The 24,661-nt window shown below is 61.9% G+C and carries 27 protein-coding genes; 16 read left to right on the top strand and 11 right to left on the bottom strand.

Annotation, left to right across the window (positions count from 1 at the left end; genetic code table 11):
- Positions 1–6: 6 nt before the first annotated feature.
- The gene (locus tag AHA_RS18905) at positions 7–387 is read right to left on the bottom strand and encodes a membrane protein (protein WP_011707455.1); all 381 of its coding nucleotides are present in this window, start codon (positions 385–387) and stop codon (positions 7–9) included.
- A 176-nt stretch (positions 388–563) separates the two neighbouring features.
- Here AHA_RS18905 and AHA_RS18900 point away from each other — a divergent pair, with 176 nt between their 5' ends.
- From AHA_RS18900 to pspG, 4 genes are all read left to right on the top strand, one after another.
- On the top strand, positions 564–1,292 hold the full coding sequence (locus AHA_RS18900; protein WP_011707454.1) for a 1-acylglycerol-3-phosphate O-acyltransferase: 729 nt from the start codon (positions 564–566) through the stop codon (positions 1,290–1,292).
- Positions 1,293–1,499: 207 nt separating this feature from the next.
- On the top strand, positions 1,500–2,162 hold the full coding sequence (gene pspA, locus AHA_RS18895; protein WP_011707453.1) for a phage shock protein PspA: 663 nt from the start codon (positions 1,500–1,502) through the stop codon (positions 2,160–2,162).
- Positions 2,163–2,164: 2 nt separating this feature from the next.
- Positions 2,165–2,371 carry a PspC domain-containing protein gene (locus AHA_RS18890; protein WP_011707452.1) on the top strand — a complete coding sequence of 69 codons (207 nt, stop codon included), beginning with the start codon at positions 2,165–2,167 and terminating at the stop codon, positions 2,369–2,371.
- 42 nt (positions 2,372–2,413) lie between these two features.
- Positions 2,414–2,632 carry an envelope stress response protein PspG gene (gene pspG / locus AHA_RS18885; protein ID WP_010636066.1) on the top strand — a complete coding sequence of 73 codons (219 nt, stop codon included), beginning with the start codon at positions 2,414–2,416 and terminating at the stop codon, positions 2,630–2,632.
- Positions 2,633–2,716: 84 nt separating this feature from the next.
- Here pspG and AHA_RS18880 read toward each other — a convergent pair whose 3' ends face one another.
- Positions 2,717–3,127, bottom strand: a complete 411-nt coding sequence (locus tag AHA_RS18880) for a GIY-YIG nuclease family protein (RefSeq protein WP_011707451.1) — start codon at positions 3,125–3,127, stop codon at positions 2,717–2,719.
- A gap of 44 nt (positions 3,128–3,171) precedes the next feature.
- On the opposite strand from AHA_RS18880, the gene AHA_RS18875 reads away from it, so the two are divergent.
- Entirely contained in the window at positions 3,172–3,906 is a 735-nt protein-coding gene (locus AHA_RS18875; protein ID WP_011707450.1) for a substrate-binding periplasmic protein, read from the top strand.
- Here AHA_RS18875 and rarD read toward each other — a convergent pair.
- A complete protein-coding gene (rarD, locus tag AHA_RS18870; protein WP_011707449.1) occupies positions 3,888–4,790 on the bottom strand; it encodes an EamA family transporter RarD in 903 nt (300 codons plus the stop codon). The two genes, AHA_RS18875 and rarD, sit on opposite strands and share 19 nt — an antisense overlap.
- A gap of 102 nt (positions 4,791–4,892) precedes the next feature.
- Here rarD and AHA_RS18865 point away from each other — a divergent pair, with 102 nt between their 5' ends.
- Complete coding sequence (locus AHA_RS18865) at positions 4,893–5,474, top strand: uracil-DNA glycosylase family protein (RefSeq protein WP_011707448.1); 582 nt, start codon at positions 4,893–4,895, stop codon at positions 5,472–5,474.
- A 10-nt stretch (positions 5,475–5,484) separates the two neighbouring features.
- Here the strand turns inward: AHA_RS18865 and AHA_RS18860 are convergent, their stop codons facing one another.
- Positions 5,485–6,342: a DMT family transporter gene (locus AHA_RS18860; RefSeq protein WP_011707447.1), complete on the bottom strand. Its 858-nt coding sequence runs from the start codon at positions 6,340–6,342 to the stop codon at positions 5,485–5,487.
- A 91-nt stretch (positions 6,343–6,433) separates the two neighbouring features.
- Between AHA_RS18860 and AHA_RS18855 the strand changes: the two genes are divergently transcribed.
- On the top strand, positions 6,434–7,351 hold the full coding sequence (locus AHA_RS18855; protein ID WP_011707446.1) for a LysR substrate-binding domain-containing protein: 918 nt from the start codon (positions 6,434–6,436) through the stop codon (positions 7,349–7,351).
- Positions 7,352–7,441: 90 nt separating this feature from the next.
- Here the strand turns inward: AHA_RS18855 and znuB are convergent, their stop codons facing one another.
- Both znuB and znuC read right to left on the bottom strand, forming a co-directional pair.
- Positions 7,442–8,221 carry a zinc ABC transporter permease subunit ZnuB gene (gene znuB / locus AHA_RS18850; RefSeq protein WP_011707445.1) on the bottom strand — a complete coding sequence of 260 codons (780 nt, stop codon included), beginning with the start codon at positions 8,219–8,221 and terminating at the stop codon, positions 7,442–7,444.
- A 21-nt stretch (positions 8,222–8,242) separates the two neighbouring features.
- On the bottom strand, positions 8,243–9,007 hold the full coding sequence (gene znuC / locus AHA_RS18845) for a zinc ABC transporter ATP-binding protein ZnuC (protein WP_011707444.1): 765 nt from the start codon (positions 9,005–9,007) through the stop codon (positions 8,243–8,245).
- 94 nt (positions 9,008–9,101) lie between these two features.
- Here znuC and znuA point away from each other — a divergent pair, with 94 nt between their 5' ends.
- Complete coding sequence (gene znuA, locus AHA_RS18840; protein WP_011707443.1) at positions 9,102–10,016, top strand: zinc ABC transporter substrate-binding protein ZnuA; 915 nt, start codon at positions 9,102–9,104, stop codon at positions 10,014–10,016.
- 85 nt (positions 10,017–10,101) lie between these two features.
- Positions 10,102–10,776, top strand: coding sequence for a transglutaminase-like cysteine peptidase (locus tag AHA_RS18835; RefSeq protein ID WP_011707442.1), 675 nt, complete (start codon positions 10,102–10,104; stop codon positions 10,774–10,776).
- On the opposite strand, the gene AHA_RS18830 is transcribed toward AHA_RS18835, so the two are convergent.
- On the bottom strand, positions 10,771–11,712 hold the full coding sequence (locus AHA_RS18830) for a TAXI family TRAP transporter solute-binding subunit (protein ID WP_011707441.1): 942 nt from the start codon (positions 11,710–11,712) through the stop codon (positions 10,771–10,773). The genes AHA_RS18835 and AHA_RS18830 overlap by 6 nt on opposite strands.
- Entirely contained in the window at positions 11,712–13,004 is a 1,293-nt protein-coding gene (locus tag AHA_RS18825) for a LapD/MoxY N-terminal periplasmic domain-containing protein (protein ID WP_011707440.1), read from the bottom strand. The genes AHA_RS18830 and AHA_RS18825 overlap by 1 nt, the downstream gene beginning before the upstream one ends.
- A gap of 260 nt (positions 13,005–13,264) precedes the next feature.
- Between AHA_RS18825 and mepM the strand changes: the two genes are divergently transcribed.
- Positions 13,265–14,602, top strand: a complete 1,338-nt coding sequence (gene mepM / locus AHA_RS18820; protein WP_011707439.1) for a murein DD-endopeptidase MepM — start codon at positions 13,265–13,267, stop codon at positions 14,600–14,602.
- Positions 14,603–14,668: 66 nt separating this feature from the next.
- Here the strand turns inward: mepM and AHA_RS18815 are convergent, their stop codons facing one another.
- Positions 14,669–15,613 (bottom strand): D-2-hydroxyacid dehydrogenase, encoded by a 945-nt coding sequence (locus tag AHA_RS18815; protein ID WP_011707438.1) that lies wholly within the window; start codon positions 15,611–15,613, stop codon positions 14,669–14,671.
- Positions 15,614–15,775: 162 nt separating this feature from the next.
- Between AHA_RS18815 and AHA_RS18810 the strand changes: the two genes are divergently transcribed.
- Positions 15,776–16,357: a YjaG family protein gene (locus tag AHA_RS18810; protein ID WP_011707437.1), complete on the top strand. Its 582-nt coding sequence runs from the start codon at positions 15,776–15,778 to the stop codon at positions 16,355–16,357.
- Between the two features lie 48 nt (positions 16,358–16,405).
- Here AHA_RS18810 and AHA_RS18805 read toward each other — a convergent pair whose 3' ends face one another.
- Positions 16,406–16,885 (bottom strand): MarR family winged helix-turn-helix transcriptional regulator, encoded by a 480-nt coding sequence (locus AHA_RS18805; protein ID WP_011707436.1) that lies wholly within the window; start codon positions 16,883–16,885, stop codon positions 16,406–16,408.
- Positions 16,886–17,048: 163 nt separating this feature from the next.
- Between AHA_RS18805 and AHA_RS18800 the strand changes: the two genes are divergently transcribed.
- A complete protein-coding gene (locus AHA_RS18800; RefSeq protein WP_011707435.1) occupies positions 17,049–17,576 on the top strand; it encodes a hypothetical protein in 528 nt (175 codons plus the stop codon).
- A 9-nt stretch (positions 17,577–17,585) separates the two neighbouring features.
- On the top strand, positions 17,586–19,184 hold the full coding sequence (locus AHA_RS18795; protein ID WP_011707434.1) for a BCCT family transporter: 1,599 nt from the start codon (positions 17,586–17,588) through the stop codon (positions 19,182–19,184).
- Between the two features lie 93 nt (positions 19,185–19,277).
- On the opposite strand, the gene mutS is transcribed toward AHA_RS18795, so the two are convergent.
- Positions 19,278–21,860 carry a DNA mismatch repair protein MutS gene (mutS, locus tag AHA_RS18790; RefSeq protein WP_011707433.1) on the bottom strand — a complete coding sequence of 861 codons (2,583 nt, stop codon included), beginning with the start codon at positions 21,858–21,860 and terminating at the stop codon, positions 19,278–19,280.
- A gap of 234 nt (positions 21,861–22,094) precedes the next feature.
- Between mutS and pncC the strand changes: the two genes are divergently transcribed.
- From pncC to AHA_RS18775, 3 genes are all read left to right on the top strand, one after another.
- Complete coding sequence (pncC, locus tag AHA_RS18785) at positions 22,095–22,586, top strand: nicotinamide-nucleotide amidase (protein ID WP_011707432.1); 492 nt, start codon at positions 22,095–22,097, stop codon at positions 22,584–22,586.
- Positions 22,587–22,665: 79 nt separating this feature from the next.
- Complete coding sequence (gene recA / locus AHA_RS18780) at positions 22,666–23,730, top strand: recombinase RecA (RefSeq protein ID WP_011707431.1); 1,065 nt, start codon at positions 22,666–22,668, stop codon at positions 23,728–23,730.
- 41 nt (positions 23,731–23,771) lie between these two features.
- Entirely contained in the window at positions 23,772–24,272 is a 501-nt protein-coding gene (locus AHA_RS18775) for a regulatory protein RecX (RefSeq protein ID WP_011707430.1), read from the top strand.
- The last annotated feature ends 389 nt before the right edge of the window (positions 24,273–24,661 follow it).

Here is a 24,661-nt window from a genome sequence, read left to right as displayed (position 1 = left end):
CTGAACTCATTCCCGCCAGACACAGAGGGTGAGGTGAAGTCGTCGTTCGGGGGGCGACACGGCCCGTGGTGGCGGCAGTGGCGGCGTGTAGCGCCAGAGCGGGGCCAGCAGCGCGATGAGCAGGGCCACCGCAAAGAACAGCTGCTCGAGGCAGAGCAGGGTGGTGGCGCTCAGCCACTTGCCGTTGAGCTGGCAGCTGTTGGGCTGCGGGCTGGCGGGCGTGCTCTTGTCAGCCTGGTCGTCGGCCGTGACGAAGGAGGGCAGGGCCTGACAGCTGAGAGCGTGATCGAGCAGGGCCAGCCGGGCCAGCGGCTGGGCAGCGCAATTGAGCACCAGCAGGCAGACCAGCAGCAGGAGTCGTTTCGCCACGCGTTGTTGGTGAATCATGCTCGCCCCGTTCATCAAGATGGCCACATCCTAACGGCCAACGCCGGGTGGGGCAAGCCGCCGTCCGTTTTAAGGCAGAGGGGCGGGCAGCAGGGGTGGTCGGTTCTGTTTGGCGAACGCTTGTTCGCTAAAAGGGGGACCAGTATACTGCGCCGAGTCAAAATCCGAGGTGTTCGATGCTCAAACTTGCCCGTGTGCTGCTGCTTGGTCTGCTGCTCATCTTCTGGTTCCTGTTCGGTCTGCTGCTTTGCCTGGTGCGTCCGCGCCATCCCAACAACGTCTATGTCTTCGCCCGCATGTACCATGCTGTCTGCCCGCTGATCGGCCTCAAGGTCCGGGTGACGGTGGCCGACGAGGTCAAATCGGTGGGGCCGGCGGTCTACGTCTGCAACCACCAGAGCAACTACGACATCTTCACCGTGACCGGCGCGGTGCAGCCCGGCGTGGTGGCGGTGGGCAAGAAGAGCCTGCTGTGGTTGCCCTTCTTCGGCCTCATCTTCTGGCTCTCCGGCAACGTGCTGATCGACCGCTCCAACCGCTCCCGCGCCATCGGCACTATCGGCCAGGTGGTGGAGCGCATCAAGAATCGCGGCACTTCCATCTGGATGTTCCCGGAGGGGACCCGCTCCAAGGGGCGCGGCCTGCTGCCGTTCAAGGCGGGGGCCTTCCACACCGCGGTACAGGCCGAGGTGCCGGTGGTGCCCATCGTTTGCTCCAGCTACTTCGGCCAGATCGATCTCAACCGCTGGGACAACGGCGAGGTGCTGCTGGAAGTGATGGCCCCGGTCTGCAGCAAGGAGCACGGCGCCGCCGGTATTCGCGATCTCTCCGACAACTGCCGTGCCCGGATGGAGGCGAAGCTGGCGGAGCTGGACAGCCAGCTCGGTCATCCCCGGGCCGCCTGAGTACGCCGCTGATTGCATGAGGGAGCCACCGGCTCCCTTTTTTATTGGTGAAAATCACCACTAGATCGGTATTTTTCGCCACCAAGACGATATTGAAAATACCTGATAAAACCTCATCTATATGTAAATAAAGGAAAAATCATCTTGGCACGGCTCTTGTAATGTTATGGGAAGAGATAGCCATCCCCATGAACAAGGAACCAGACCATGAGCGTATTTAGCCGCCTGACCGACGTGATCAATGCCAACCTACACAGCCTGCTCGACAAGAGCGAAGAGCCGGAGAAGATGCTGCGGCTGATGATCGAAGAGATGGAGCAGGTCCAGGTCGAGATGAGAACCCAGGCCGCCCGCGTCATTGCCGAACAGAAGCAGCTGGAGCGCCATCAACAGGCGTTGCAACACCAGATCCTGGAGTGGTCGGCCAAGGCCGAACTCGCCATCCAGAAGGGGCGCGAGGACCTGGCCCGGGCCGCGCTGACCGAGAAGCTGGCCGAGGTCAAAAAATGCGAACAGCTGGAGCAGGACAAGGCGCGGGTCGCCGAGGTGCTGGCCCAGCTCACCGCCGACAGCGAGCGGCTGGCCGCCAAGCTGACCGAGGCGCGCGAGAAGCAGAAGCTGCTGACTCTGCGCGAGCAGACCGCCCACAGCCGGCTGCGGGCCCGTGCCCAGGTAGACAATCAGCGCATGCACGAGCTGATGGCCCGTTTTGACGGCTTTCAGGGCCGGGTCGATCAGCTGGAAGCCCAGCTGGAGGCGGCAACCCTGGGGCAGAACCCCTCGCTGGAGGCCCAGTTCCGCGAGCTGGAGCTGAACGACGAGATTGAGCGTGAACTGGCCCGGCTGAAGGATCAGAAGGTGGAGGCATAACCATGACGCCCTGGCCGAAGGACCTTGCCCATCGCAAGTTGACCGGGGTCTGCGCCGGCATCGCCAACGGGCTGGGGCTCTCCAGGGTGACGGTGCGGGTTGCGGCCCTGATGGCGCTGATCCTGATACCGCCCCTGGCGCTGGCCGCCTATCTGCTGGCGGTATTGATCATGCCGCCCCGTCGTGAATTGAAGCGCTGGCTGGATTGACCCCGGGTCACTCAGCCGCATTAACCCAGTGAGGAGCAACACATGCTGGAATTTATCGTCTTGATGCTGGTTCTGGTCGGCATGGCGCTGGCCGGGTTCACCGTGCTGGCCATGCTGCTGGTGAGCGGCGTCTTCGTGCTGTTTGGCGCCCTGGCCGGCATGTTTGCCCTCATCATCAAGCTGGCGCCCTGGTTGCTGGTGCTGCTGGTGGTGTGCTGGTTCATCAGCAGCCGGCGCAAGCAGGCTAATACCTACCGTTGACACTCCCTGTTACCGGATCCTTCCTTGGCCGCTGCATACCGCGGCCTTTTTTGTGTCTGCTGTTCAGCCGCCGGCACAAGCTGGTTAATCAACCTGCCGTTGACACTCCCTGTTATCGGATCCTTCCTTGGCCGCTGCGTACCGCGGCCTTTTTTGTGTCTGGGCGGTGGCGAGCCAGGACTGACTGCAGGCGAGCCAGCGCTCCGGCTGGGTGAGCAGCTGCTCCTTGAAGGCCTTGCTCTGTTGCTTGAGCCGGTATTCGAGGCGCAGCGCCGCCCCTTTCTCGCCGACGGCCTGCTGCCACGCCAGTGTCAGCGGCCCCTTGCCACGCAGGGCGCGGGACCCCTTGCCGCTCTGATGCTGGCGCAGGCGGCGGAGCGGGTCCGTGCTGATCCCGGTATAGAGCAGGCCGCTGGCGGTGCGCACCATGTAAATGAACCAGTGGCTGGCGGGTGGAGTGGCAACCGGTTCGGCGCCGGGAGCGGGTTCTCTCATTCGATCTCTCTGTGCCACACTCAAGAGCAGCTCAAGGAGGTGCGATGCGAGCGTGGTGGTGGTTGTGGTGTTTGCTGTCGATATCGGCTCATGGCGAGACGCTGCGTCTCTACGACTATCATCAGCACCCCCCCTTCATGACCGGGGAGCAGACCGGTCTGAGCCGGGATCTGGTCAAGTATCTCAATGAAAAGCTTGGTGGAGAACCCAGGCTGGAACTTTGGCTGGTGAATCGGGCCAGACTGGCGCTGGAAATGTCGGATCCTGGCTTCGACGGTCTGGTGGCCTGGGTCAATCCCGCCTGGGTGGGGGATCCCCAGCGCGAGCTCTACCTCTGGACCTTTCCCATCATGCGCGATACCAACGAGCTCATCTCCAGCGTCGCCAGGCCGGTCACTTATCGCGGGCCCGACTCACTCAAGGGGATGACCTTCGGCGGCATTGAGGGGTATCGCTATCAGGGCATCGACGAGGCGGCGGTCAGAGGCGATCTGGTGCGGGTCGATGCCAAGAAGGTCAAGACCAACTTCAGCCTGCTGGTGCGCGGTCGCATCGACGTGACCCTGGTGCCGGGCTCGGCGCTCACCTTCTTCACCCATGACCCGGCCTTCGAGGGCAAGCTGTTCGTCTCGCCCTTTGCCCAGTCCAGCTATACCCGCCACATTCTGTTGCCAAAATCCCGCAGCGCACTGTACTCCCGACTGAACGACATCGCCGAGCAGATGGACCGGGATCCCAAGTGGCACGCCATCCTGGAGTCCTATCGTGGCAGGCCCTGAGCAGGGTTGCCGGCCCCGCGCCTGAGTTTGTGCAGCGGCAGCAGGCTCACCAGCAGGCCGGCCCAGACGAAGGCAAACCCCACCGATTTCACCGGATCCGGCGTCTCGCCAAACCAGAAGATGGCGAGCAGGAAGGCGAGGCTGGGCTCTATGTACTGCAACAGACCCACCGTGCTCATGCGGGTGCGCATCATGCCGTAGCAGAACAGCCCCACCGGCAGCAGGGTGGCGGGGGCGCTGCCCATCAGCAGCAGTCGCTCGGTCCAGTCACCGGCCACGAACTGGCTGGCGCCGCTCACCGCCAGAGCGCCGATGATCAGCAGGGCGACGGGCAGCTGCACCAGCGCCTCGAGGTAGAGGCTGACGCCGGCGTCATAGTGGACCTTCTTCTTGAGCAGACCGTAGAGGGCGAAGTTGGCCCCCATGATGAGAGAGAACCAGGGCAGCTGGCCGTAAGAAAAGAGCATGTAGGCCAGCCCGGCCAGTGCCAGCGCCACCGCCAGGTGTTTTTGCGGGGTGAGCTTCTCTTTGAGGAACAACACGGCAAACACGATGTTGAACAGCGGCGTCATGAAGAAGGCGAGGCTGGTGGCCAGCACCTGGCCGGTGGTGAGGCACCAGGTGAACATGCACCAGCTGATGGACATGACGGGGCCGGCCAGCAGGATGAGACCGAGCTGGCGCGGTTCGCTGCGCAGTCGCGCCCAGGGTACCCGGTAGCCGATGAGGAGGAACAGAAGGCCCAGCAGCACCGCCGACCAGAGTACCCGGTGGGAGAGCAGTTCCCACATGTTGACCGCGGGCATGAACTGGTAATAGAGGGGCAACATGCCCCACAGCACGAATGAGAGGGCCGCGCTGCCGGTGCCCATCCAGTTCTTCATCTCGCTCCGTTTATTAAATTAAACAAGTGTGGCTGCATGATAAGTATCTGCTGAATCTTTCACAAGCAGGATCCGGCGGAAAACTCTGCTACTATCGGGCCCATGAACCGACTCGACAGTTTGTTTGAACAGATCCGTGCCTGCCGCCTGTGCGAGGCACACTTGCCGCTTGGGCCCAGACCGGTGATCCGTGGCAGCGAGCGCGCCCGTCTGCTGATCATCGGCCAGGCGCCCGGCACCCGGGTGCATGCCAGCGGCATCCCCTGGGACGATCCCTCCGGCGATCGCCTGCGCCAGTGGCTCGGGGTGGACAAGGCCACCTTTTACGATGAATCCCGTATCGCCATCATGCCGATGGGGCTCTGTTATCCCGGCAAGGGCAAGTCAGGAGATCTGCCACCGCGCCCCGAATGTGCACCCACCTGGCACGACAAGGTGCTGATGCTGCTACCCAACATCGAGCTGACCCTGCTGATCGGCCAGTATGCGCAAGCCTACTACCTGCGGGATGCGGCGAAAGGGTCGCTGACCGAGACGGTACGCAGCTGGGCGGACTACGGCCCGGCCTGGTTGCCGCTGCCGCACCCGTCACCGCGCAACACCTTCTGGCTCAAGAAGAACCTCTGGTTCGAGCAGGATGTGATCTCCCATCTGCAACAAAGGGTCGCCCCACTGCTGGGGTGACCCTCGTTGGCTAGAGCGCCGGTTCGACCTGTGGTTTGGGCTTGCTGCGGGCCATGGCGATGAGCGGCAGTATGATGCACAGGCACCCCAGCAGCAGCGGCAGGCCCGGCTGCTCATCGAACAGCCACACCCCGATGGCGACCGCCATCAGCAGGCCGGTGTACTCCGCCGAGGCGATCTTGCTCGCCTCCGCCTTGCGATAGGCCACCACGCACAATCCCGCATAGACCATGATCAGCGCCGAAGAGCCGAAGGCGGGCCACCACATCTGCCACTGCCAGTCGCCCCCTTCCCACCAGGCCAGCGCCATGATGAAGGGCATGCTCAACACGTTGGTAAAGAACAGGGTCTGGGCGATGGGCTGCTGGAGCGGGATCCGCTTGATCAGCAGATTGTTGAGCGCCATGGAGAGCGCCACCCCGAGCGCCGCCAGCGCCGCCCAGTTCACCTCGGTGGGACGCAGCACGATCAGCACCCCGACAAAGCCGATGAAGGCGGTCAGCACCTTCTGGCGCGAGATCGCTTCCCCCGCCAGCCACACCGCCAGCGGCACCATCATCAGCGGCGCCGCATAGAAGAGGGCGTTGGCGGTGGCCAGCGGCAGCCGGGTGAGGGCGATCACCATCAGGCAGACGCCGACCGCCCAGATATGGGCCCGCAGCAGATGCCACTTGAGCGCCACCGGCGGGTTGCGACGCCATGACCAGAGCAGCCAGGGTGCCAGCAGGATGGCGGCGGAGAGCTGGCGGAAGAAGACGAACTGGAACACCGGCTGGTCCGGCTCCAGCACCTTGACCAACGCGTCGGAAAAGACCGCCACCATATTGCCCAGCACCAGATAAAGGATGCCGATCCCCACTGCATTCATACCACCTCCCATGTTTGATGAGGGAAGGGTAGCCCGCGTGCCGTTATCCAGTAAAATGATAAAAAATCACCATGCATGAGAATTTTGGATAATGAAGCTGCCTCCCCTGCGTGCCGTTCAATACTTCGAAGTGGTTGCCCGCCTGCTCAGCTTTTCTCGCGCCGCGGTTGAGCTCAACGTCAGCCAGAGCGCGGTCAGCCACCAGATCCGCTTGCTGGAGGATTTTCTGGGCGAGCGATTGCTGCTGCGCCAGGGCCGGCTGCTGTCGTTGACGGCGCAGGGGGAGGTCTATTTCGAGGGGATCTCCGCCGGGCTCGGCCAGATTGCCCAGAGCAGCGAGCAGTTGCGCGGTGGTGGCGAAATGCGGATCCGGCTCGCTGTCTACAGCTCGTTTGCGGTGAAGTGGCTGATCCCGCGCCTGGCGGGGCTGCGCCAGCTCTATCCCGAGCTGGATCTCAGCCTGGAGATGGTGGCGGAGGATCCTGAACTCTCCGATCGGGTGGCGGACTGCTTCATCACTGTCTCCCCTAAGGGGCCTGGCTATATGCACGATCTGCTCTATCGGGAGCGGCTGATGCCGGTGTGCAGCCGGCGGCTGTGGCAGCAGGTGGAGGGTGAGTGGCCTGCGGCCCTGTGGCAACTGCCGCTGCTCTCCATCCAGGCGATCTACAAGGAGAAGGGGGAGGATTGGCGGCGCTGGGCCGACGTGGGCGGGCTGACGATCGCCCCCGAGGCGAGGATGCACCATTTCAGCCACATTCTGCTGGCACTGGAGGCGGCCAACTGGGATCAGGGGGTGGCGCTCATCAACGACTATATGCTGCAGCCGGAGGATCCCGGTCTGGTACGACTGCCGCTGCATGCACTCGAGACCGGGGACAACTTCTATTTCGTCTGCAAGCGTTCGCGTGTCCATGAGCCCGCCATCAGCCGGCTGCGCCAGTGGCTCTGGCAGGAGGCGCAAGCCAGCCTGCGTCCCGGCGAGAATGAACCGCTCAGGCGGGTGTGAATCGGCTCAGCACGAGCTGCTTGGTGGCGGAGATCCAGCGAAGGGCCGAGAGATGGAGTGGCCTGACGGCAAGGCTCAGGCCACTTGGGTTCAGGCTTTCTTGAACTGGCTCAGGATAAACAGGCTGGTGGCGCAGACCACCACCGAAGGGCCGGCCGGGGTGTCCTGATACCAGGAGAGCAGCAGTCCGCCGAGCACGGCAAGGCAGCCGATGAGAGCGGCAAAGCCGGCCATTTGTTCAGGCGTCCGGCTGAATCGGCGGGCCGTTGCCGCAGGGATGATCAGCAAGGAGGTGATGATCAGCGCCCCGACAAACTTCATCGCCACCGCGATCACCAAGCCAATCAGCAGCATCAGCACGCAGCGCAGTACATCGACCCTTACCCCTTCCACCCGGGCCAGCTCTTCCGAGATGGTCATGGAGAGAAGGGGATCCCACAGCCGCCACAGGGTGAGCAGCACCAGGGCGCCGCCGCCATAGATCCAGAGCAGGTCCATCGGTTGTACCGAGAGCAGGTCGCCGAACAGGTAGGCCATCAGATCTACCCGCACGTTGTCCATGAAGCTCAAGGTGACCAGGCCGAGCGACAGGGCGCTGTGGGCCAGGATGCCGAGTAGGGTGTCGGTGGCCACCTGCTGGTTGCGGCTCATGATCACCAGCAGCATCGCCATGGCGAGGCAGCAGACCACCACCGCCAGGGTGAGATCGACCTGCAGCAGGATGCCGAGCGCGATGCCGAACAGGCAGGCGTGGGAGAGGGTGTCGCCAAAATAGGCCATCTTGCGCCACACCACAAAGCTGCCGAGGGGGCCGGCCAGCAGGGCGATGCCGAGGCCGGCCGCGAGGGCGTATAACAGAAAGCTGTCCACTTGATGATCCTGTCGGGTACGTTATTGATTGCGGGAGGGCAGGCGAATGACGGGGACCTGCGGTTCATGATGATGGTGTTCGCCGTCGCAGTGGTGATGGTGGGTGTAGACCGCCAGCACCTCCTGCTCCGGTCGGCCGAACAGACGGGCAAATTCGGGGTGGCGAGCCACGCTCTCCGGTTCGCCGTGACAGCAGACGTGGCGGTTGAGGCAGATCACCTCGTGGGTGCTGGCCATCACCAGATGCAGGTCGTGGGAAACCATCAGCACGGCGCAGTTGAACTCGGCGGCCAGCTGGCTGATGAGGGCGTAGAGCTCGATCTGGCCGTTGATGTCCACCCCTTGCACCGGCTCGTCCAGCACCAGCAGCTCGGGTTTGACCAGCAGGGCGCGGGCCAGCAGCACCCGCTGCATCTCGCCGCCGGAGAGTTTCTGCATCCGGTTGTCCAAAAGATCTTCCGCACCGACCCGGTTCAGCGCCTCCTCGATGGAGAGGCGGCCATTCTTGCCGAGCTGCAAGAAGCGGCGCACCGTCAGCGGCAGGGTGGGATCCAGATAGAGGCGCTGGGGCACATAGCCGACCCGCAGGTCGCGGCTGCGGGTGATTTGGCCCGAATCCGGCGTGAGCAGGCCCAGTACCAGCTTGCTCAGGGTACTCTTGCCCGCCCCGTTGGGGCCGACCAGGGTCGTGATTTTGCCTTTGTTCAGGGTAAAGGAGACCTTGTCGAGCACGGATCGTCCATCAAATGAAAGACAGACCTCTTTCAGCTCCACCAGTTGGGTCATGACAGCTCCGGGGTTTACAGCCTGTGAGAGTTATAATATAACAATAACGTTGGTTTGTTATATTATCACACACACACTTCCTGACGAGACCTCTATGCGAATTCTTGCCCTGATCACTGCCCTGCTGGCGGTGAGTCTGCCTGTCCGTGCCCTCGAGGTGCTGACCACCATCAAGCCGTTGGGTTTCATCGCGGCCGCCATCACCGACGGCGTAAGCGAGCCCAAGGTGCTGCTGCCGACCGGCGCCTCGCCCCATGATTTCTCCCTGCGCCCCTCCGACATTCGCAGCATCAATGAGGCCGATCTGGTGGTCTGGGTCGGTCCCGAGCTGGAAGGCTTCATGGCCAAGCCGCTGGCCAAGCATCCCCATGTGTTGACCCTGACCCGGGTCGAAGGGATGCCGCTGTTCGATTACAGCAAGCAGGCCGGTCACGAAGAACATGCTGACGAGGGGCATGAAGGTCATGATCACGACGGTCATGAGGGGCACCACCACGAGGGCGTCGATCCCCACATCTGGCTGGGACCGACCCAGGCGCTGGTCATCGCCAATGCCCTGAGCGAAACCCTGAGCGCTCAGGATCCGGCCAACGCCGAGCGTTATCGCGCCAACCTGCTGGCGTTCAAGGCCAAGGTGGAGGCCAAGGACAAGGTGATTGCCGAGCAGATGAAAGCGGTGAATCAGAAGGGCTACTTCGTATTTCACGAGGCCTATGGCTACTGGGAGCGCCACTACGGCATGAGCTCCAAGGGCCATTTTACCGTGAGCCCGGAGCGACGCCCCGGTGCCAAGACCCTGGTGGAGATCCGCAAGGCGCTGGAAGAGAAAAAGGCGAGCTGCATCTATGCCGAGCCGCAATTTTCGCCGGCGGTGATCGAGTCGGTGGCCCGCAATACCGGAGCCAAGGTGCTGCTGCTGGACGAAGTGGGTGAGCAGGTGCCGCTCGGCCCGGATGGCTATCCCCGGTTCATGCAGCAGCTGGCCGACGCTTTCGCCGAGTGCCGCTGACAGACCCACCGAGCCGTCGTGCTCATCGATGGGGTGAGCGCAGCCAACTATACTGACTTCCAGCATCTGACAGGGAGTGTCTTGTATGAAATGGCTGCTCGTTTCCACCTGCACGTTGGCACTATGCTGTGCCAGCGTGCAGGCATCCCGCCTCTCCGAATACATCGCCAGCCCCGAGTTACGGGCAAAATTGCAGGAAGTGTATGGTGGTCGTGCCATTCAGCGGGCCGAGGCATTCTCTCGTCTGCTCACGCCCAGGGCCGGTACCACGGATCAGCAGAAGATCGAGCTGGTGAACAACTACTTCAACAACCTGACCTACAGCGATGATCCCAGGTTGTGGGGAGAAGCGGATTACTGGGCCAATCCGCTGGAGTTTATCGGCGCCCGCGGTGGCGACTGCGAGGATTACAGCATCTCCAAGTACTACACCCTGATGGAGCTGGGGGTGGACGAGAAGAAGCTGCGGCTGGCCTACGTCAAGGCGGTGCGTTACAACCAGTTCCACATGGTGACGCTCTACTTTTCGACCCCCAAGTCGGATCCGCTGGTACTCGACAACATCAACAGCCGGATCCTGCCCGGCAGCAAGCGAACCGACCTTATCCCCGTTTACAGCTTTGATGCCAAAAGCATCTGGATCATGAAGTCCCGCCGTGAAGGGACGCTGGCAGGCAGTGCCGACAGGTTGGCGCAGTGGACGTCGATGAAGACCCGGTTCTCCAGCGAGCAACTGCGCTCCCCCCGCCGCGAGCTATAGCTTGCCCGCGGTTTTCAACTCCTCGAAATATTTGGCCGCGCCCGGATGCTGGTCGATGCTCAGCACCGGGCCGGTTTTATTGCGTGCCTGGTGGAACAGGTTGGCGTAGCCGTAGGTCTGCTCATTGAACTTGGTTTGCTGGGTCAGCATGGCCTTGGTCAGGCGGTACACATCGGCTTCCGGCGTGCTGGCGGTGGTCACCAGGGTGGCCGCGATGGCAAAGGTCGGCGTCGCCTTGAGGTTGCCCGGGTAGATGCGCGCTGGCACCTGGCTGCGTTGGTAATACTTCACCCCCTTGAGCAGCTGATCCCGGGTTTCCCCCTCGATCGGCAGAAAACGCACGGCGCAGCGTTTGGCTGTATCCAGCACGATGCGGTTGGGGTGGCCCATCACCAGGCCATAGGCATCGATCTGCTTGCTGCAGAGCGACTCGGCCAGATTGGCCACGCTCTTGAGATCGAGATCCTGCTCCTTGGTGCCCAGCACGTTGAACAGGGCGAGCGCCGTCTGGCGGGTGCCTGAGCTCTTGAGCCCCATGTCGATGGGGGCCAGCTTGAGCTGCTCCAGGCTGGTGATATCGCCGTCGGCCCGCACCACTATGGTGAAAGGTTCGGCGTGGGTGGCGAAGATGGCTCTGAGCTCTGGCTGCGGCTGACTGGCATACGGACCCAGGCCGTGACTGGCCTGGTAAAGCCAGTCAGACTGCACCAGCGCATAGCGGGTCTCGCCACTTTTCAGCTGGCGCAGATTTTCGATGGAGCCCGAGGTCGCCTGCAGCTTGCACTGCAACCCGGCATCGCTCTTGTTGGCCAGTCGGCAGAACTCTTTGGCGATCTGGTGATAGATCCCCTGCTCACCGCCGGTAGCGATGGTCATAGTGTCGGCCAGCAGCGGCAGTGGGCACAGCAGAGCGAGCAACAATCCGGTCTTGTTCATCATGCCTCCTTGCTGGCGTAGCCATCGATGCCCCAGTTGCGCAGGGTATCGATATCCTGAATGTCGCCAGCCTCCGCCAGCAGGGTGTAGCCCGCGCTGTGCAGGCACTGAGCCACCAGATTCCAATAGAGCGGGGCCTGGCTTGGCTGGCAGCTGATGAAGACAGGGTAGATGGGGTCGAGCTGATTGAAGGTCTCGTTGGTCATCGGGATGGCGCTGAAGGCCATCTCCACGCCCTGTTCTTGCAAGGCGGCCAGCCGCTCCTGGGCAAGGGGCGGCACATGTTCCTGATCCCAGCGCCAGTCGAGGGTCTTGCCTCTGCCCTTGGCAAGCAAGGGGGAAAATTGCGCCCAGTCAGCGTGACCGAGCAGGCTGAGCGGCAGTTGCAGCCCCTCGACCGTGTGGTGCAACCAGAGATCGAGCAGGTGCCGGATCTCGTCCGGCGAGCTGTCCAGCGAGGGGGTGACCTCTGGAATGAGGCGGCTGTAGAGGCGAATGCTGCCCTGGGTCGAGAAGAAATGCTGTTGCAGCAGGCCTTCTCCTGCCTCAGTCAGGGTTTGCAGCGGCTGATTTGATATGGCGACCTGTTTGCTGAGCTGGCTTATCTTGAGCCGCTGTTGCAGCAGATCCCGTTTGCGTTCGGACACCAGCTGGTTGACCGAGGCAACCAACTCCTTGAGATCCTGCAGCCAGGGGGAGGCCAGATTGCCGCTGAATTGGCGCTTGCGGATCTTCACCAACTGCTGGTTGATCTGCTCGAGCGGGCGCAGCAGCCGGTTGCAGACCCAGGAGATCACTAGGGTGAATACCAGCAGACCGGCCAGCAGTGCCGTGCCGGTACGGCTGATGGCATTCCACAGGTGCTGGTAGGCATAACCCGTGTGTCCTTCCAGGGTGAGGGTGCCCAGCATGCGCCAGCCATCGGTCAGCTCCTGCTCAATTTTTACCGGCGGCATGTCGATAACAGAGGGAAGCCAGGTCGGCACGTTTTGCTGCGCCGTGTGGAAGACCTTCTGAAACAGCACCTGGCCATCGGGATCCAGCAGGGTGACTGCGCTGACGAAGCCGCCGTCGAACATGGCGTTGACGATGGTTTCGGCCAGTACCTTGTCATCGTTGAGCAGGGTGCCCTGCAGCACCAGGCCGAGGGCCGTGATGGCGGTTTCCAGATTGGCAGACATCTGATCGAGGATGGACTGGCGTACCGTGGTGACCTCCAGCATGAACAGCAGGATGGCCCCGGCCAGGAACAAGATCAGGATGATTCGATTTAACAGTTTCGCTAACGACATATCCACTCCATGGAAAAGTTATCGCAACATGCTGAAACCTTGGGTCTGATGCGAGCGGACCCGGCTCTTAAAAATAGGAAAAAAATGGTTAAAAAAGACGATCATTTCTGCCCATAAAGGAATGTTATGCATAAAATGTGAGGTTCATGCAGATTGCTATGAACTAATTGTGAGTATTTAGGTCAAACAATCAGTTTTATACGGTTTCATAACAAACAAACTGACCACTAACACCCTTAGATCTAATGACAGGATAGCGGATGAAACGTCTCCGTCCCTTGGTAGCGCAGGCTGCCAATTGGGAACCCCCGGTTCCCCGCAAACACTTTTACGCCATGCTATTGCTGACCGCCATGACGCTGTCAGCGGTAGCCATATTGCCAGCACCGGGTGACATCCTGGAGCGGCCATTGCGTCTGGAGTTGCCGATCGCCACCAACGGCACCGCAACCAACGAAGACAATACGGACTTCAACGACATCCCGGATCACGAGCTGGTGGAAGCCGCGACCCCGGAAGATGACATCCCGACCGATGCCACCCCCCAGTGGCAGGATTATCGGGTACGAAACGGCGAAAACCTGACCACCATCTTCAACAACCTGGGTCTCTCCACCACTACCCTCTACAAGGTGCTGGATGCCGATACCAAGAACAATCTGGCACGTCTCAAGCCCGGTCAAACCATCGAGCTGCTGATCGATCAGGACAACATACTGCAGCAGATGAAGATTCGTCTGAACATCAAGCAGACCCTGATCCTGGAGCGCACCGACGACACCTACAGCGCCAACATGCTCAACGAAGAGGTGGAGTGGCAGAAGAAGGGGTATGACGGGGTCATCAACGGCAGTTTTTACGTCAGTGCCCGCAATGCGGGGATCCCGGCAAACCACATCCAGAAGATTGCCAACCTGTTCCAGTGGCGGCTCAACTTCGCCAAGGATCTGAAAAAGGGCGACAAGTTCAAGGTGCTGGTACGCCAGGAAACGGTCGAGGGCAAGAGCACCGGCAATACCCAGTTGCTGGGGGTGGAAGTGTTCAGTCAGGGCCAGAGTGTGTCTGCCTGGTTGTCTGAAGATGGCAACTACTACGATGGTCAGGGCAACAGCCTGGAGCGCGGCTTCCGCCGTTATCCGACTCACAGCCGCTACCGGGTCAGCTCCAGCTTCAACCCGAACCGCCGTCACCCGATCACCGGCCAGGTACGCCCCCACGAGGGCACCGACTTTGCCCTGCCGGTCGGCACTCCCGTGATGGCAACCGGCGACGGCGTGGTGCTGAAGGCGACCAACCACCCGCTGGCCGGCACCTATGTGGTGATCAAGCACGGTCGTACCCTGATGACCCGCTACCTGCACCTGAGCAAGCTGCTGGTCAAGCCGGGCCAGAAGGTGAAAATGGGTGACAAGATTGCGCTCTCCGGCAACACCGGTCGTTCCACCGGTGCCCACCTGCACTACGAGGTGCGGATCAACAACCGTCCGGTCGATGCCATGAAGGTCAAGCTGCCGATGGCGGAACCGCTCTCCGGCAAGGAGAAGCGCCAGTTCCTCGCCAAGGTGAAGAGCTATCGCAAGGAGATGGAGGCCGGTTGATGCCTCTCTCGCCGAAACAAAAAGGCCCCGCCACTCTGGCGGGGCCTTTTTATTGGCTGATGGCCATCAATAGCCCTTGTCGAAGTCTATCTTGCCGTCCAGCGGCTGGCCGTCGATGAAGCGGATGTAGTTGCGCACGAAGATCTGGGCCACATCCTCGGGGAAGCTGTAGGCGCTGTTGTGCGGCGTGATGATGAGATTGGGCTGGCCCCAGAGCGGGCTGTCGGCGGGCAGCGGCTCCTGTGCGAACACGTCCAGCACTGCCATGCCCAGCTTGCCGGTGCGCAGCGCCGTGAGCAGGTCACCTTCGTGGATGGCGTTGCCGCGCCCCACGTTGAACAGGATGGCGCCCGCTTTGCAGTGTTCGAAACGGGGAGCGGTGAAGAGGTGATGCGTCTCGCGGGTGGCGGGCAGGACGCTGACGATGACGTCGGCCTGTGCCAGCACCTTGTTGAGGGCCGGCAGCTGATACACCTGATCGAAACCGGCCCGCTCGCGGCCGCTGCGGCTGATGCCAAGCACCTTCATGCCAAAATGCTTGCCGGTGTGGGCAATGTGCTGGCCTATGCTGCCGGTGCCCAAGATAAGCAGGGTGCGTCCCTTGAGGCCGTGATAGGGGTGGCTTTGCCACAGTCGCTGCTTCTGTTGCTCCCGATAGAGCGGCAGCTGGCGCATCAGGCTGAGCAGATGGCCGAACACGTATTCGCTCATCAGCGGGCCGAAGATGCCGCGTACGTTGGTGAGCTGATAGTCGCGGCGGCAGCTGGCATCCAGCAGCACGTCGACCCCGGCGTAGGTGGACTGCAGCCAGCTGAGCTTGCCGGCCTTGGCCAGCAGCGGCTTGGCCCGTGCCGGTTCTGCCATCAGGATGTGGGCTTCACCGATCAATTTCTCGGCCTCGCCCTGGTTGTCGGCCCGCAGAATGCGCAAATGGGGGAGGTGGGCCGCCTTGAGTAGGCGCTCGTAGTGAGCATTGTCCTGGCTGAGCAAAAGAAGGGTACGTTGACTCATACTCTTGTTCCTTATCAGATTTGCGGCGCGGGAGAGAGGCCGCTCTTTCCTCATCTTACCCGAGTTGACCGGCCAACATAGCCGACCAGGCCGCTTTTTCGTTTTCGCGCGGCCCCTCGTGGGCTACAATCTGCCCCACATTTTGCAAAGGATCCGACTCCAGTGTTTGGTGACAAGTTTTATAAGCGACTGGCCGAGCTACAGCCTTGGCAACAGACCGTCTACACCCTGGCGCTGGCAGAGCGCATGTACCCCAACTATGCGCTGTTTTCCCAGGCCTCCGGTTTCGGGGATGCGAAGGCATTTCGCCATGCCCTGGATCAGATGTGGAATTACCTGACGGTGAAGGGTTCCCGCGTCAATCTGGGGGCGATCCTGGAGGCGTTTGAAGTCTATATTCCCGAGCCTGGCAAATTCGAGTCCTACGGTGCCTATCCGGCGCTGGATGCCTGCGTGGCGCTGGGCTGTGCCTACAACTCGGTGATCTGCCGGGTGGGTGAAGAGGCCAACGATGCCAGCCACGCGTCGGTGGGCACCGTGGCCGGTTTCATCGAGATGCTGGAAGAGCGCGACCTCACCGACGAGGAGCTATACGAGCACGAATACATGGAAGCCGAGCTGGAGTTCCAGGTCGAGCTGCTCAAGCGGGTTGCCCATGAGCGCGACAGCGACCGCATTCTGGCGATCCGCACCTTTGCGGCCCAGGATGGCGTCTCCAATATCGGCATCAGCCTGGAAGAGTGATCCCACTCTCCCCGGCCCATAAAAAAAGCTCCCGATTGGGAGCTTTTTTTATGCCCGCTCCTCGGTGAGGGGCCGGACACTCAGCACCGGGGCCGCGTCTATCTCGTCGGCATTCATCATGGCCGAGATGCGCTGCAGGGAAGAGAGCAACAGGGTCTGTTCCCAGACCTCAAGTGCCTGAAAGCGCTGGATGAAGCGCTCCTGCAGCGGGGTGGGCGCCTGGGCCAGCAGGGCGCGGCCTGCGTCAGTCAGCGTCGCATGCACCTTGCGCTTGTCGGTTTCGCTGCGGATGCGCTGCACCAGCTGGCGGCTCTCGAGGCGGTCCATGATGGTGGTGGCGGTGGCCTGACTCATGTTGGTGTGATCCGCCAGCTGGCGCATGGAGATCTGGCCCAGCTCGTCGATCCCTTTGAGCAGCAAGAGCTGGGGCGAGGTCAGGCCGGCCTCCTTGATCAAGCGCTTGGAGTGCATGTCGATGGCACGAATTATCTGGCGCAGGGCGACCAGCACTTCATCATGTTTTTCCATGGGGAACGAATCGTCGAGGGGCTGTTGAGAGGCGCAAAATTCTCCGCCTAATTCGTCACAAGGTCAATATGGTTTTTACTGTAATGATTTTTGCTCTAATTATTTTTGTGTTAGGTTAGCGGGCATTTCCCGAATTTTGACCCGACCTTTGAGGAGCAAGATGATGAGTGACGAACTGGACATCAAGTCGCTGGCGGCCGACCTTCGGGTGGTCAGAGTGCGTTATGAACTGCCTGATACCTCGGCTTTCGTGCGTTACCAGCCTGCCTATGACGAAGACCCCAACAACCTCAAGGTGCACCACTACGATGGTGAGCTGCCCCTCTCCTGCAGCGAGACTGGTTCTTTCAACCTAAAGGAGTTGGTGAATGAATTGCGTTACGCCTATGTGCTGGTGCACCTCTTCCCGGACGAGAGCGCGATGAACTTCTATCTGACCGGGCTTGATACCGGTCTGGCCCAGCTGGAGTTCATCGGCGGCTCCTACGACTTCAACCGGCTCTGGATCACCAGCGGCATTTCCAATCTGGGCGTGCCCATGGCCATCTTCCTCGGCAAGCGTCATGCGGTGAATGGCCAGCCTTCGGTCAGCCTGGTGGACCACCGGGTGCAGACGGCCGGCAAGCTGGTCTACCGCGCCATCGGTGGTGCCGGCGATCACGTGGGTGAAGACTTTTTCAACAACGACTAAGGAGGCCAGATGAGAGCAAGCAAAGGGCTATTCAAAGGCCTCAATCCGACCATGGCCATGACGGCGCTCACCGTCATCACCCTGTTCCTGCTGTTCGGGGTGTTCGTCCCCGAAACGGCCGCCAGCTGGTTTGTCGGCGCCAAGGATCAGATCATTGCCGGGTTCAAGTGGTACTACATTCTGGTGGTCGCCCTGTTCCTGTTCTTCGCTGTCTACCTGATGTTCAGCCGCTTTGGCAGCATCCGGCTGGGTGACGACGACCAGGTACCGGAGTTCGGCTACTTCGCCTGGTTCGCCATGCTGTTCAGCGCCGGCATGGGCATAGGCCTGGTGTTCTGGAGCATCGCCGAGCCGATGAACCACCTGCAGGGCAACCCCTTCATCACCGAAGGGATGACCCCTGAGGCGGCCCAGATCGCCATGCGCCTCACCTTCTTCCATTGGGGCCTGCACCCCTGGGCCATCTACGTGATCGTCGGCCTGTCGCTCGCCTTCTTCAGCTATCGGCGCAAGCTGCCACTGGCTATCCGCTCCGTGCTCTATCCGCTGCTCGGCGATCGCATCTACGGCTTCTGGGGCCATGCCGCCGACGTGCTGGCGGTGTTCGGTACCGTGTTCGGGGTGGCCACCTCCCTTGGCCTGGGGGTCTCCCAGATGAACACAGGGCTCAACCAGATGTTCGGCATGGAAGTATCGCAAGCGAACCAGCTCTGGCTCATCGGCGGCATCAGCCTGATCGCCACCTTGTCGGCGGTCTCCGGGGTCGGGCGGGGGGTCAAGCTGCTCTCCGAGCTCAATATCTGGCTGAGCGTGTTTGTGCTGGGCCTCTTTCTGGTGCTGGGGCCGACCACCTACATCCTCAACGCCTATGTGCAGAACATCGGTGATTACCTGCAAAACATCGTCAAGCTGAGCTTCTGGACCAATACCGAGGCCAACGGCACCTCGGCCTGGCAGTCGAGCTGGACCGCCTTCTACTGGGGCTGGTGGATTGCGTGGGCGCCGTTTGTCGGCATGTTCATCGCCCGCATCTCCAAGGGGCGTACCATCCGCGAATTCGTGCTCGGCGTGCTGCTGGTGCCCTCGCTGCTCGGCATGTTCTGGCTCACCGTGTTCGGCGGTACCGCCATGAATCTGGAGCTGTTCGGCGGTGGCGGCGTGGTGGCCGCGGTCAATCAGGACGTGACCCTGGCGCTCTACCAGACGGTGGAACTGCTGCACTGGGAGACCTTCGGCTGGATCGCCAAGGGCGTGCTGACCCTGCTGATCTGTACCTACTTCATCACCTCCAGTGACTCGGGCACCCTGGTGATCACGACCCTGCTCTCCATCGGCGATCAGGATCCTCCCGTGCTGCACCGCGCCATCTGGGGGCTGGGTCAGGGGCTGGTGGCCGCCATCCTGCTGGTCTCCGGCGGGCTGGCCGCCCTGCAGGCCGCCAGCATCATAGCGGCGCTACCCTTCTCGGTGATCATGCTGGCCATGTGCTACTCGCTGATGCTGGGGCTCAAGCAGGAGAGCCAGCACCAGTTCGAATACCGGCAAAAGCTCAAGCGTCACGACGGTTCAACCCACATGAGCCTGCTGGAGCGGATCGGGCCTGCCTGACCTGGCTTCATCCTGTTGAGGCCGCCATCAAGCAGCCAAACAAAAGGGGAACCTCGCGGTTCCCCTTTTTCATGGCTGATCAGCTGCCGCTGGTCACAGCATCTGTTTGAGGCGATAGAGCAGATCAAGCGCCTGCCGCGGGGTGAGCTCGTCCGGGCGCACCGCTTCCAGCTCATCAACTACCGGATGGCTCTGGGGCGCCATGGCCACCGGGGCCGGGCGAGATTCGCCAGCGGCCACCGGGGTGGCGCTTTCCAGCTCGTGCAGTTTGTGGCGGGCCTGCTGGATCACCGATTTCGGCACCCCCGCCAGCGCCGCCACCTGCAGCCCGTAGGAGCGGCTGGCCGCTCCCTCCTGCACCGCGTGCATAAAGGCGATGGTGTCACCGTGTTCCACCGCATCGAGGTGGACGTTGGCCAGCCCTTCCATCAGCTCCGGCAGACGGGTCAGCTCGAAGTAGTGGGTGGCGAACAGGGTGTAGGCGCCAATCTTGCTCGCCAGTTGCTCGGCACAGGCCCACGCCAGCGAGAGACCGTCGTAGGTGCTGGTGCCGCGGCCAATCTCGTCCATCAGCACCAGACTGCGGGCGGTGGCGTTGTTGAGGATGTTGGCGGTCTCGGTCATCTCCACCATGAAGGTGGATCTTCCCGATGCCAGGTCATCCGACGCCCCGATGCGGGTGAAGATGCGGTCGATGGGGCCGATACGGGCGCTGTCGGCCGGCACGAAGGCACCGATGTGGGCCAGCAGCACGATCAGCGCGGTCTGGCGCATGTAGGTGGATTTACCACCCATGTTGGGGCCGGTGATGATCAGCATGCGACGACTGCGTTGCAGGTTTATCGGGTTGGCGATAAAGGGGTCGGTCATCACCTGCTCCACCACCGGATGGCGGCCCGCCTCGATCAGGATCTGATCCTCGTCGATGAGCGTCGGGCAGCGGTAGTCCAGGGTCTCGGCCCGCTCGGCCAGGTTGGCCAGCACGTCCAGCTCCGCCAGTGCGGCGGCGGACTCCTGCAGATCGCCGAGGTGGGGCAGCAGGGCATCGAGCAGCTCTTCGTAAAGGCGTTTTTCCAGCGCCAGCGCCTGAGCCTGGGCGGTGAGTACCTTGTCCTCGTACTTTTTCAGCTCGTCGATGATGTAGCGTTCGTTGTTCTTGAGGGTCTGGCGGCGGATGTAGTGGGCCGGCACCAGGTGGCTGTTGGCTCGGCTCACCTCGATGTAGAAGCCGTGCACCTTGTTGTAGCCCACCTTGAGGGTGTTGATGCCGGTCAGCAGCCGCTCGCGCTCCTCGATGCGGGCCAGACTGGCGGTGGCGCCGTTGGCCAGATCCCGCAGCTCGTCCAGCTCCTGGTTGAAGCCGTCGCGGATGACGCCGCCATCGCGGATCAGCACCGGCGGCACTTCCATCACGGCGCGCTCCAGCAGATCCAGCAGCTCGGGGAAGGTGCTGGCGCGCTCGCGCAGCTGCTGCACCGCCTCATGCTCGCTCTCCGCCAGCAGGCGCTGCAGCTCCGGCAACTGGGCGAAGGCCTGTCGCAGCCGGGTCAAATCGCGCGGACGGGCCGAGCGCAGGGCCAGGCGCGCCAGCACCCGCTCCACGTCGCCGACCTGGCGCAACAGGCCACCCAGCTCGTCATAGAGGTTCTGCTCGATGAGCTCCTTGATGGTGCTCTGGCGGCCTTTGAGGATCACCTGATCGCGGATCGGCTGGTGGATCCAGCGCTTGAGCAAGCGGCTGCCCATGGGGGTGGCGGTGCAGTCCAGCACGGCGGAGAGGGTGTTGTCGTGACCACCGGCCAGATTCTGGGTCAGCTCCAGATTGCGGCGGGTGGCGGCATCCATGATGACCGCATGGTCAGGCTGCTCGAGGCGCACGCTGCGAATGTGGGGCAGGGCGGTGCGCTGGGTGTCTTTCACGTATTGCATGAGGCAGCCGGCGGCGCACAGGGCGGTCTCGCTCTGCTCGACGCCAAAGCCCACCAGATCCTGGGTGCCGAACTGTTGGCACAAGAGCTTGCGGGCGGTGCCCAGCTCAAACTCCCACTCCGGGCGGCGGCGCAGACCGCGGCGACCTTCGACGTGATGCAGGAAGGTGAAGGATTCGGGGTAGAGCAGCTCCGCCGGGTTGGTGCGCTGCAGTTCCGCCAGCAGGGTCTCTTCCTTCTCGAACTGGTTGATGAAGAAGCGGCCGGAGCCGATGTCCATGGTGCCGTAGCCGAAGCGGCGACCATCGTGGTAGACGGCGGCGATCAGGTTGTCCTGCCGTTCGCTGAGCAGCGCCTCGTCGGAGACGGTACCCGGGGTGATGATGCGAATGACCTTGCGCTCCACCGGCCCCTTGCTGGTGGCGGGATCCCCTACCTGTTCGCAGATGGCGGCCGACTCACCGAGCTGCACCAGCTTGGCCAGATAACCCTCGATGGCGTGATAGGGAACGCCCGCCATCGGGATGGGGCTGCCGGCCGACTGGCCGCGCTTGGTCAGGGAGATGTCGAGCAGCTGGGAGGCCTTGCGGGCATCGTCGTAAAACAGCTCGTAGAAGTCGCCCATCCGGTAGAACAGCAGGATCTCCGGGTTCTCGGCCTTGAGGGTCAGATACTGCTGCATCATGGGCGTGTGGGCGCTGAGATTGGCGCCAGGCGCGGTGCCGGTAGCTTGGTGTTGTGCGGTCATGTGCGATTCCAGAAGGGGCCTCTGCGGGCCAGTGTCTGCGGTGATGAGCCTTGAACTTGATGGTGCCATTCTACACATAAGCAGCGCGGCGGGGGAGGTCGGGTTCCGGGGTTGTCTCTGGCTGAGCGGGTCTTGGTGCTGCACATCGATGTCGGTGGGGGTCTGCCCGGCGGTTGCGGGCGGCAGTGACGGGATCGCATAATGTGCCTCTTCAACGAATCAGCAGGAGCCGTGATGAAACTGGATGCAGAGATAGAGCACCTCGCCATCGAGCTGGGCCGAGCCCTCGTTCAGCGTGGTTGGCTGGCGGCGACCGCCGAATCTTGCACCGGTGGCGGGGTGGCGACTGCCATCACCGACATCGCGGGCAGCTCAGGCTGGTTCGACCGTGGTTTTGTCACCTACACCAACGAAGCCAAGCAGCAGATGCTGGGGGTGAGCGGCGAGAGCCTTGAACAGCATGGCGCGGTGAGCGAAGCCGTGGTGCTGGAGATGGCCCGCGGTGCGCTGGCGCACTCATCTGCCGCCATCAGTGTTGCCATCAGCGGCATCGCCGGCCCCGGCGGTGCGACACCGGGCAAACCGGTCGGCACCGTCTGGTTTGCCTGGGCGGACCGCTCCGGCCGTCATCACTCCCTGCTGGCCCGCTTCGACGGGGATCGCCGACAGGTACGCCAGCAGGCGGTGAGACAAGCCTTGTCGGGTTTGTTGGCCCTGCTCAGATAAATTGGGCTTGATACTGTATGAATAGACAGTATACTTAGCCCAACTTCATTTTTACTCACGATTTCCAGCGGAGATTGGCATGGATCAGAACAAACAGAAGGCACTGGCGGCTGCGCTGGGTCAAATCGAAAAGCAGTTTGGCAAAGGCTCCATCATGCGTCTGGGCGACAGCAAGACCATGGATATCGAAGCCATCTCCACCGGCTCCCTCTCCCTGGACGTGGCGCTGGGCATCGGTGGCCTGCCGTGCGGTCGTATCGTCGAGATCTATGGCCCGGAATCTTCCGGTAAAACCACGCTGACTCTGCAGGTGATCGCCGAAGCGCAGAAGAAGGGCAAGACCTGTGCCTTCGTCGATGCGGAGCACGCACTCGACCCCATCTATGCCGCCAAGCTGGGCGTCAACGTCGACGACCTGCTGATCTCCCAGCCGGATACCGGTGAACAGGCGCTGGAAATCTGCGACATGCTGGTGCGCTCCAACGCCGTTGACGTCATCATCGTCGACTCCGTGGCAGCCCTGACCCCGAAAGCGGAAATCGAAGGCGAGATGGGGGATTCCCACGTCGGCCTGCAGGCCCGTCTGATGTCCCAGGCGCTGCGCAAACTGACCGCCAACATCAAGAATGCCAACTGCCTGTGCATCTTCATCAACCAGATCCGGATGAAGATCGGCGTCATGTTCGGCAGCCCGGAGACCACCACGGGTGGTAACGCGCTCAAGTTCTACGCCTCCGTTCGTCTGGATATCCGTCGCATCGGCGCCATCAAGGAAGGTGACGAAGTGGTCGGTAACGAGACCCGCGTCAAAGTGGTCAAGAACAAGGTGGCCCCGCCCTTCAAGCAGGCCGAGTTCCAGATTTTCTATGGCGCCGGCATCTCCAAAGAGGGCGAGCTGGTGGATCTGGGCGTCAAGCACAAGCTGATCGACAAGGCCGGTGCCTGGTACAGCTACAACGGCGAGAAGATCGGTCAGGGCAAGGCCAACGTCATGAAGCTGTTCGCCGAGAACAAGGCGATGGCGGGTGAAGTGGAAGCCCGCCTGCGCGAGCTGCTGCTCTCCGGTGCCGTACCTGTCGATGACAAGGCTGCGCCGGTTGAGGCAGAAGAGTTCGATGCCGAAAGCGAACAAGAGTTCGAATAAGGAACAAAGGAAGGCCGGGTTGATACCCGGCCTTGTTATTTATGGTTGATGAATCTGCTGACAAACCGGTCGAACTTACCTTTGAAGAGCAACTGGCGGCGGCCCGCGCCTTTGCCATGCGCAGTCTTGCTCGCCGCGAAAGCGCCGAGTCCGAGCTGGCCAGACGGCTGCGCCAGCAGGGCTATCAGGAAGAGGTGATCGAGGCGGTCGTCGATTATTGCCGGGGTTACAACTGGGTCAACGACGAGCGCTATGGCGCCATGGCGGTAAGAGCCGGAGCGGCCAAGGGGCACGGTCCCATCAAGATCCGTTTCGAGCTGCGCCGCAAGGGGCTGGATGACAACCAGATTGACGCCGCCTTCGAGCAGCCGGAGCTGGACTGGTTTGAACTCGCCCTGGCGCTGTTGGCGCGGCGAGCCAACGTGGCCGACCTTGCCGATTTCAAACTGCGGATGAAATGGCTCAAATATCTGCTGGGACGCGGCTTTACCCAGGAGCAGGGACGCTATGCGTTGAGCGCCTTGCAGGAGCGCGAGCTGTAAGCACTCCGTTTCTGTTCTTCTGCAAGCTGTTTCAGCCTATTGATGGCCTGCAGAGTTGATGGTGGCGTACTTGCTTCCTAGCCCCCGCACCCAAGATTGTCATAGCGCAGTTCTGCATCTCGCATGATGCCTGTTGCTTGGGTTGTCTGTTTCGTCTTTCCCGTCGTCGCCATGGACATGGTGGCATGCCCTTTGCCGCTGGTGTCTGTGGATTCAACAACTTGCATCCTGGTGGCAGACGCGGTGGGAGGCTCCTCGGTGACAAGCCGATTTTCCGCTGCCATCGGCCAGAACCGTGACTGAAAACGCCCCGCTTTGTCTCCCTGTTCTCTCAGTCCCCATTTATGCGCGCTTTTTCACCCGTGGCGGCCCTGTCCGTTTTACTTTAC

Origin of the sequence: Aeromonas hydrophila subsp. hydrophila ATCC 7966, assembly GCF_000014805.1 — a bacterium.
GTDB lineage: Bacteria > Pseudomonadota > Gammaproteobacteria > Enterobacterales > Aeromonadaceae > Aeromonas > Aeromonas hydrophila.
The sequence above is the reverse complement of the archived record's forward strand: the minus strand, read 5'-3'. Positions and strand labels throughout refer to the sequence as shown.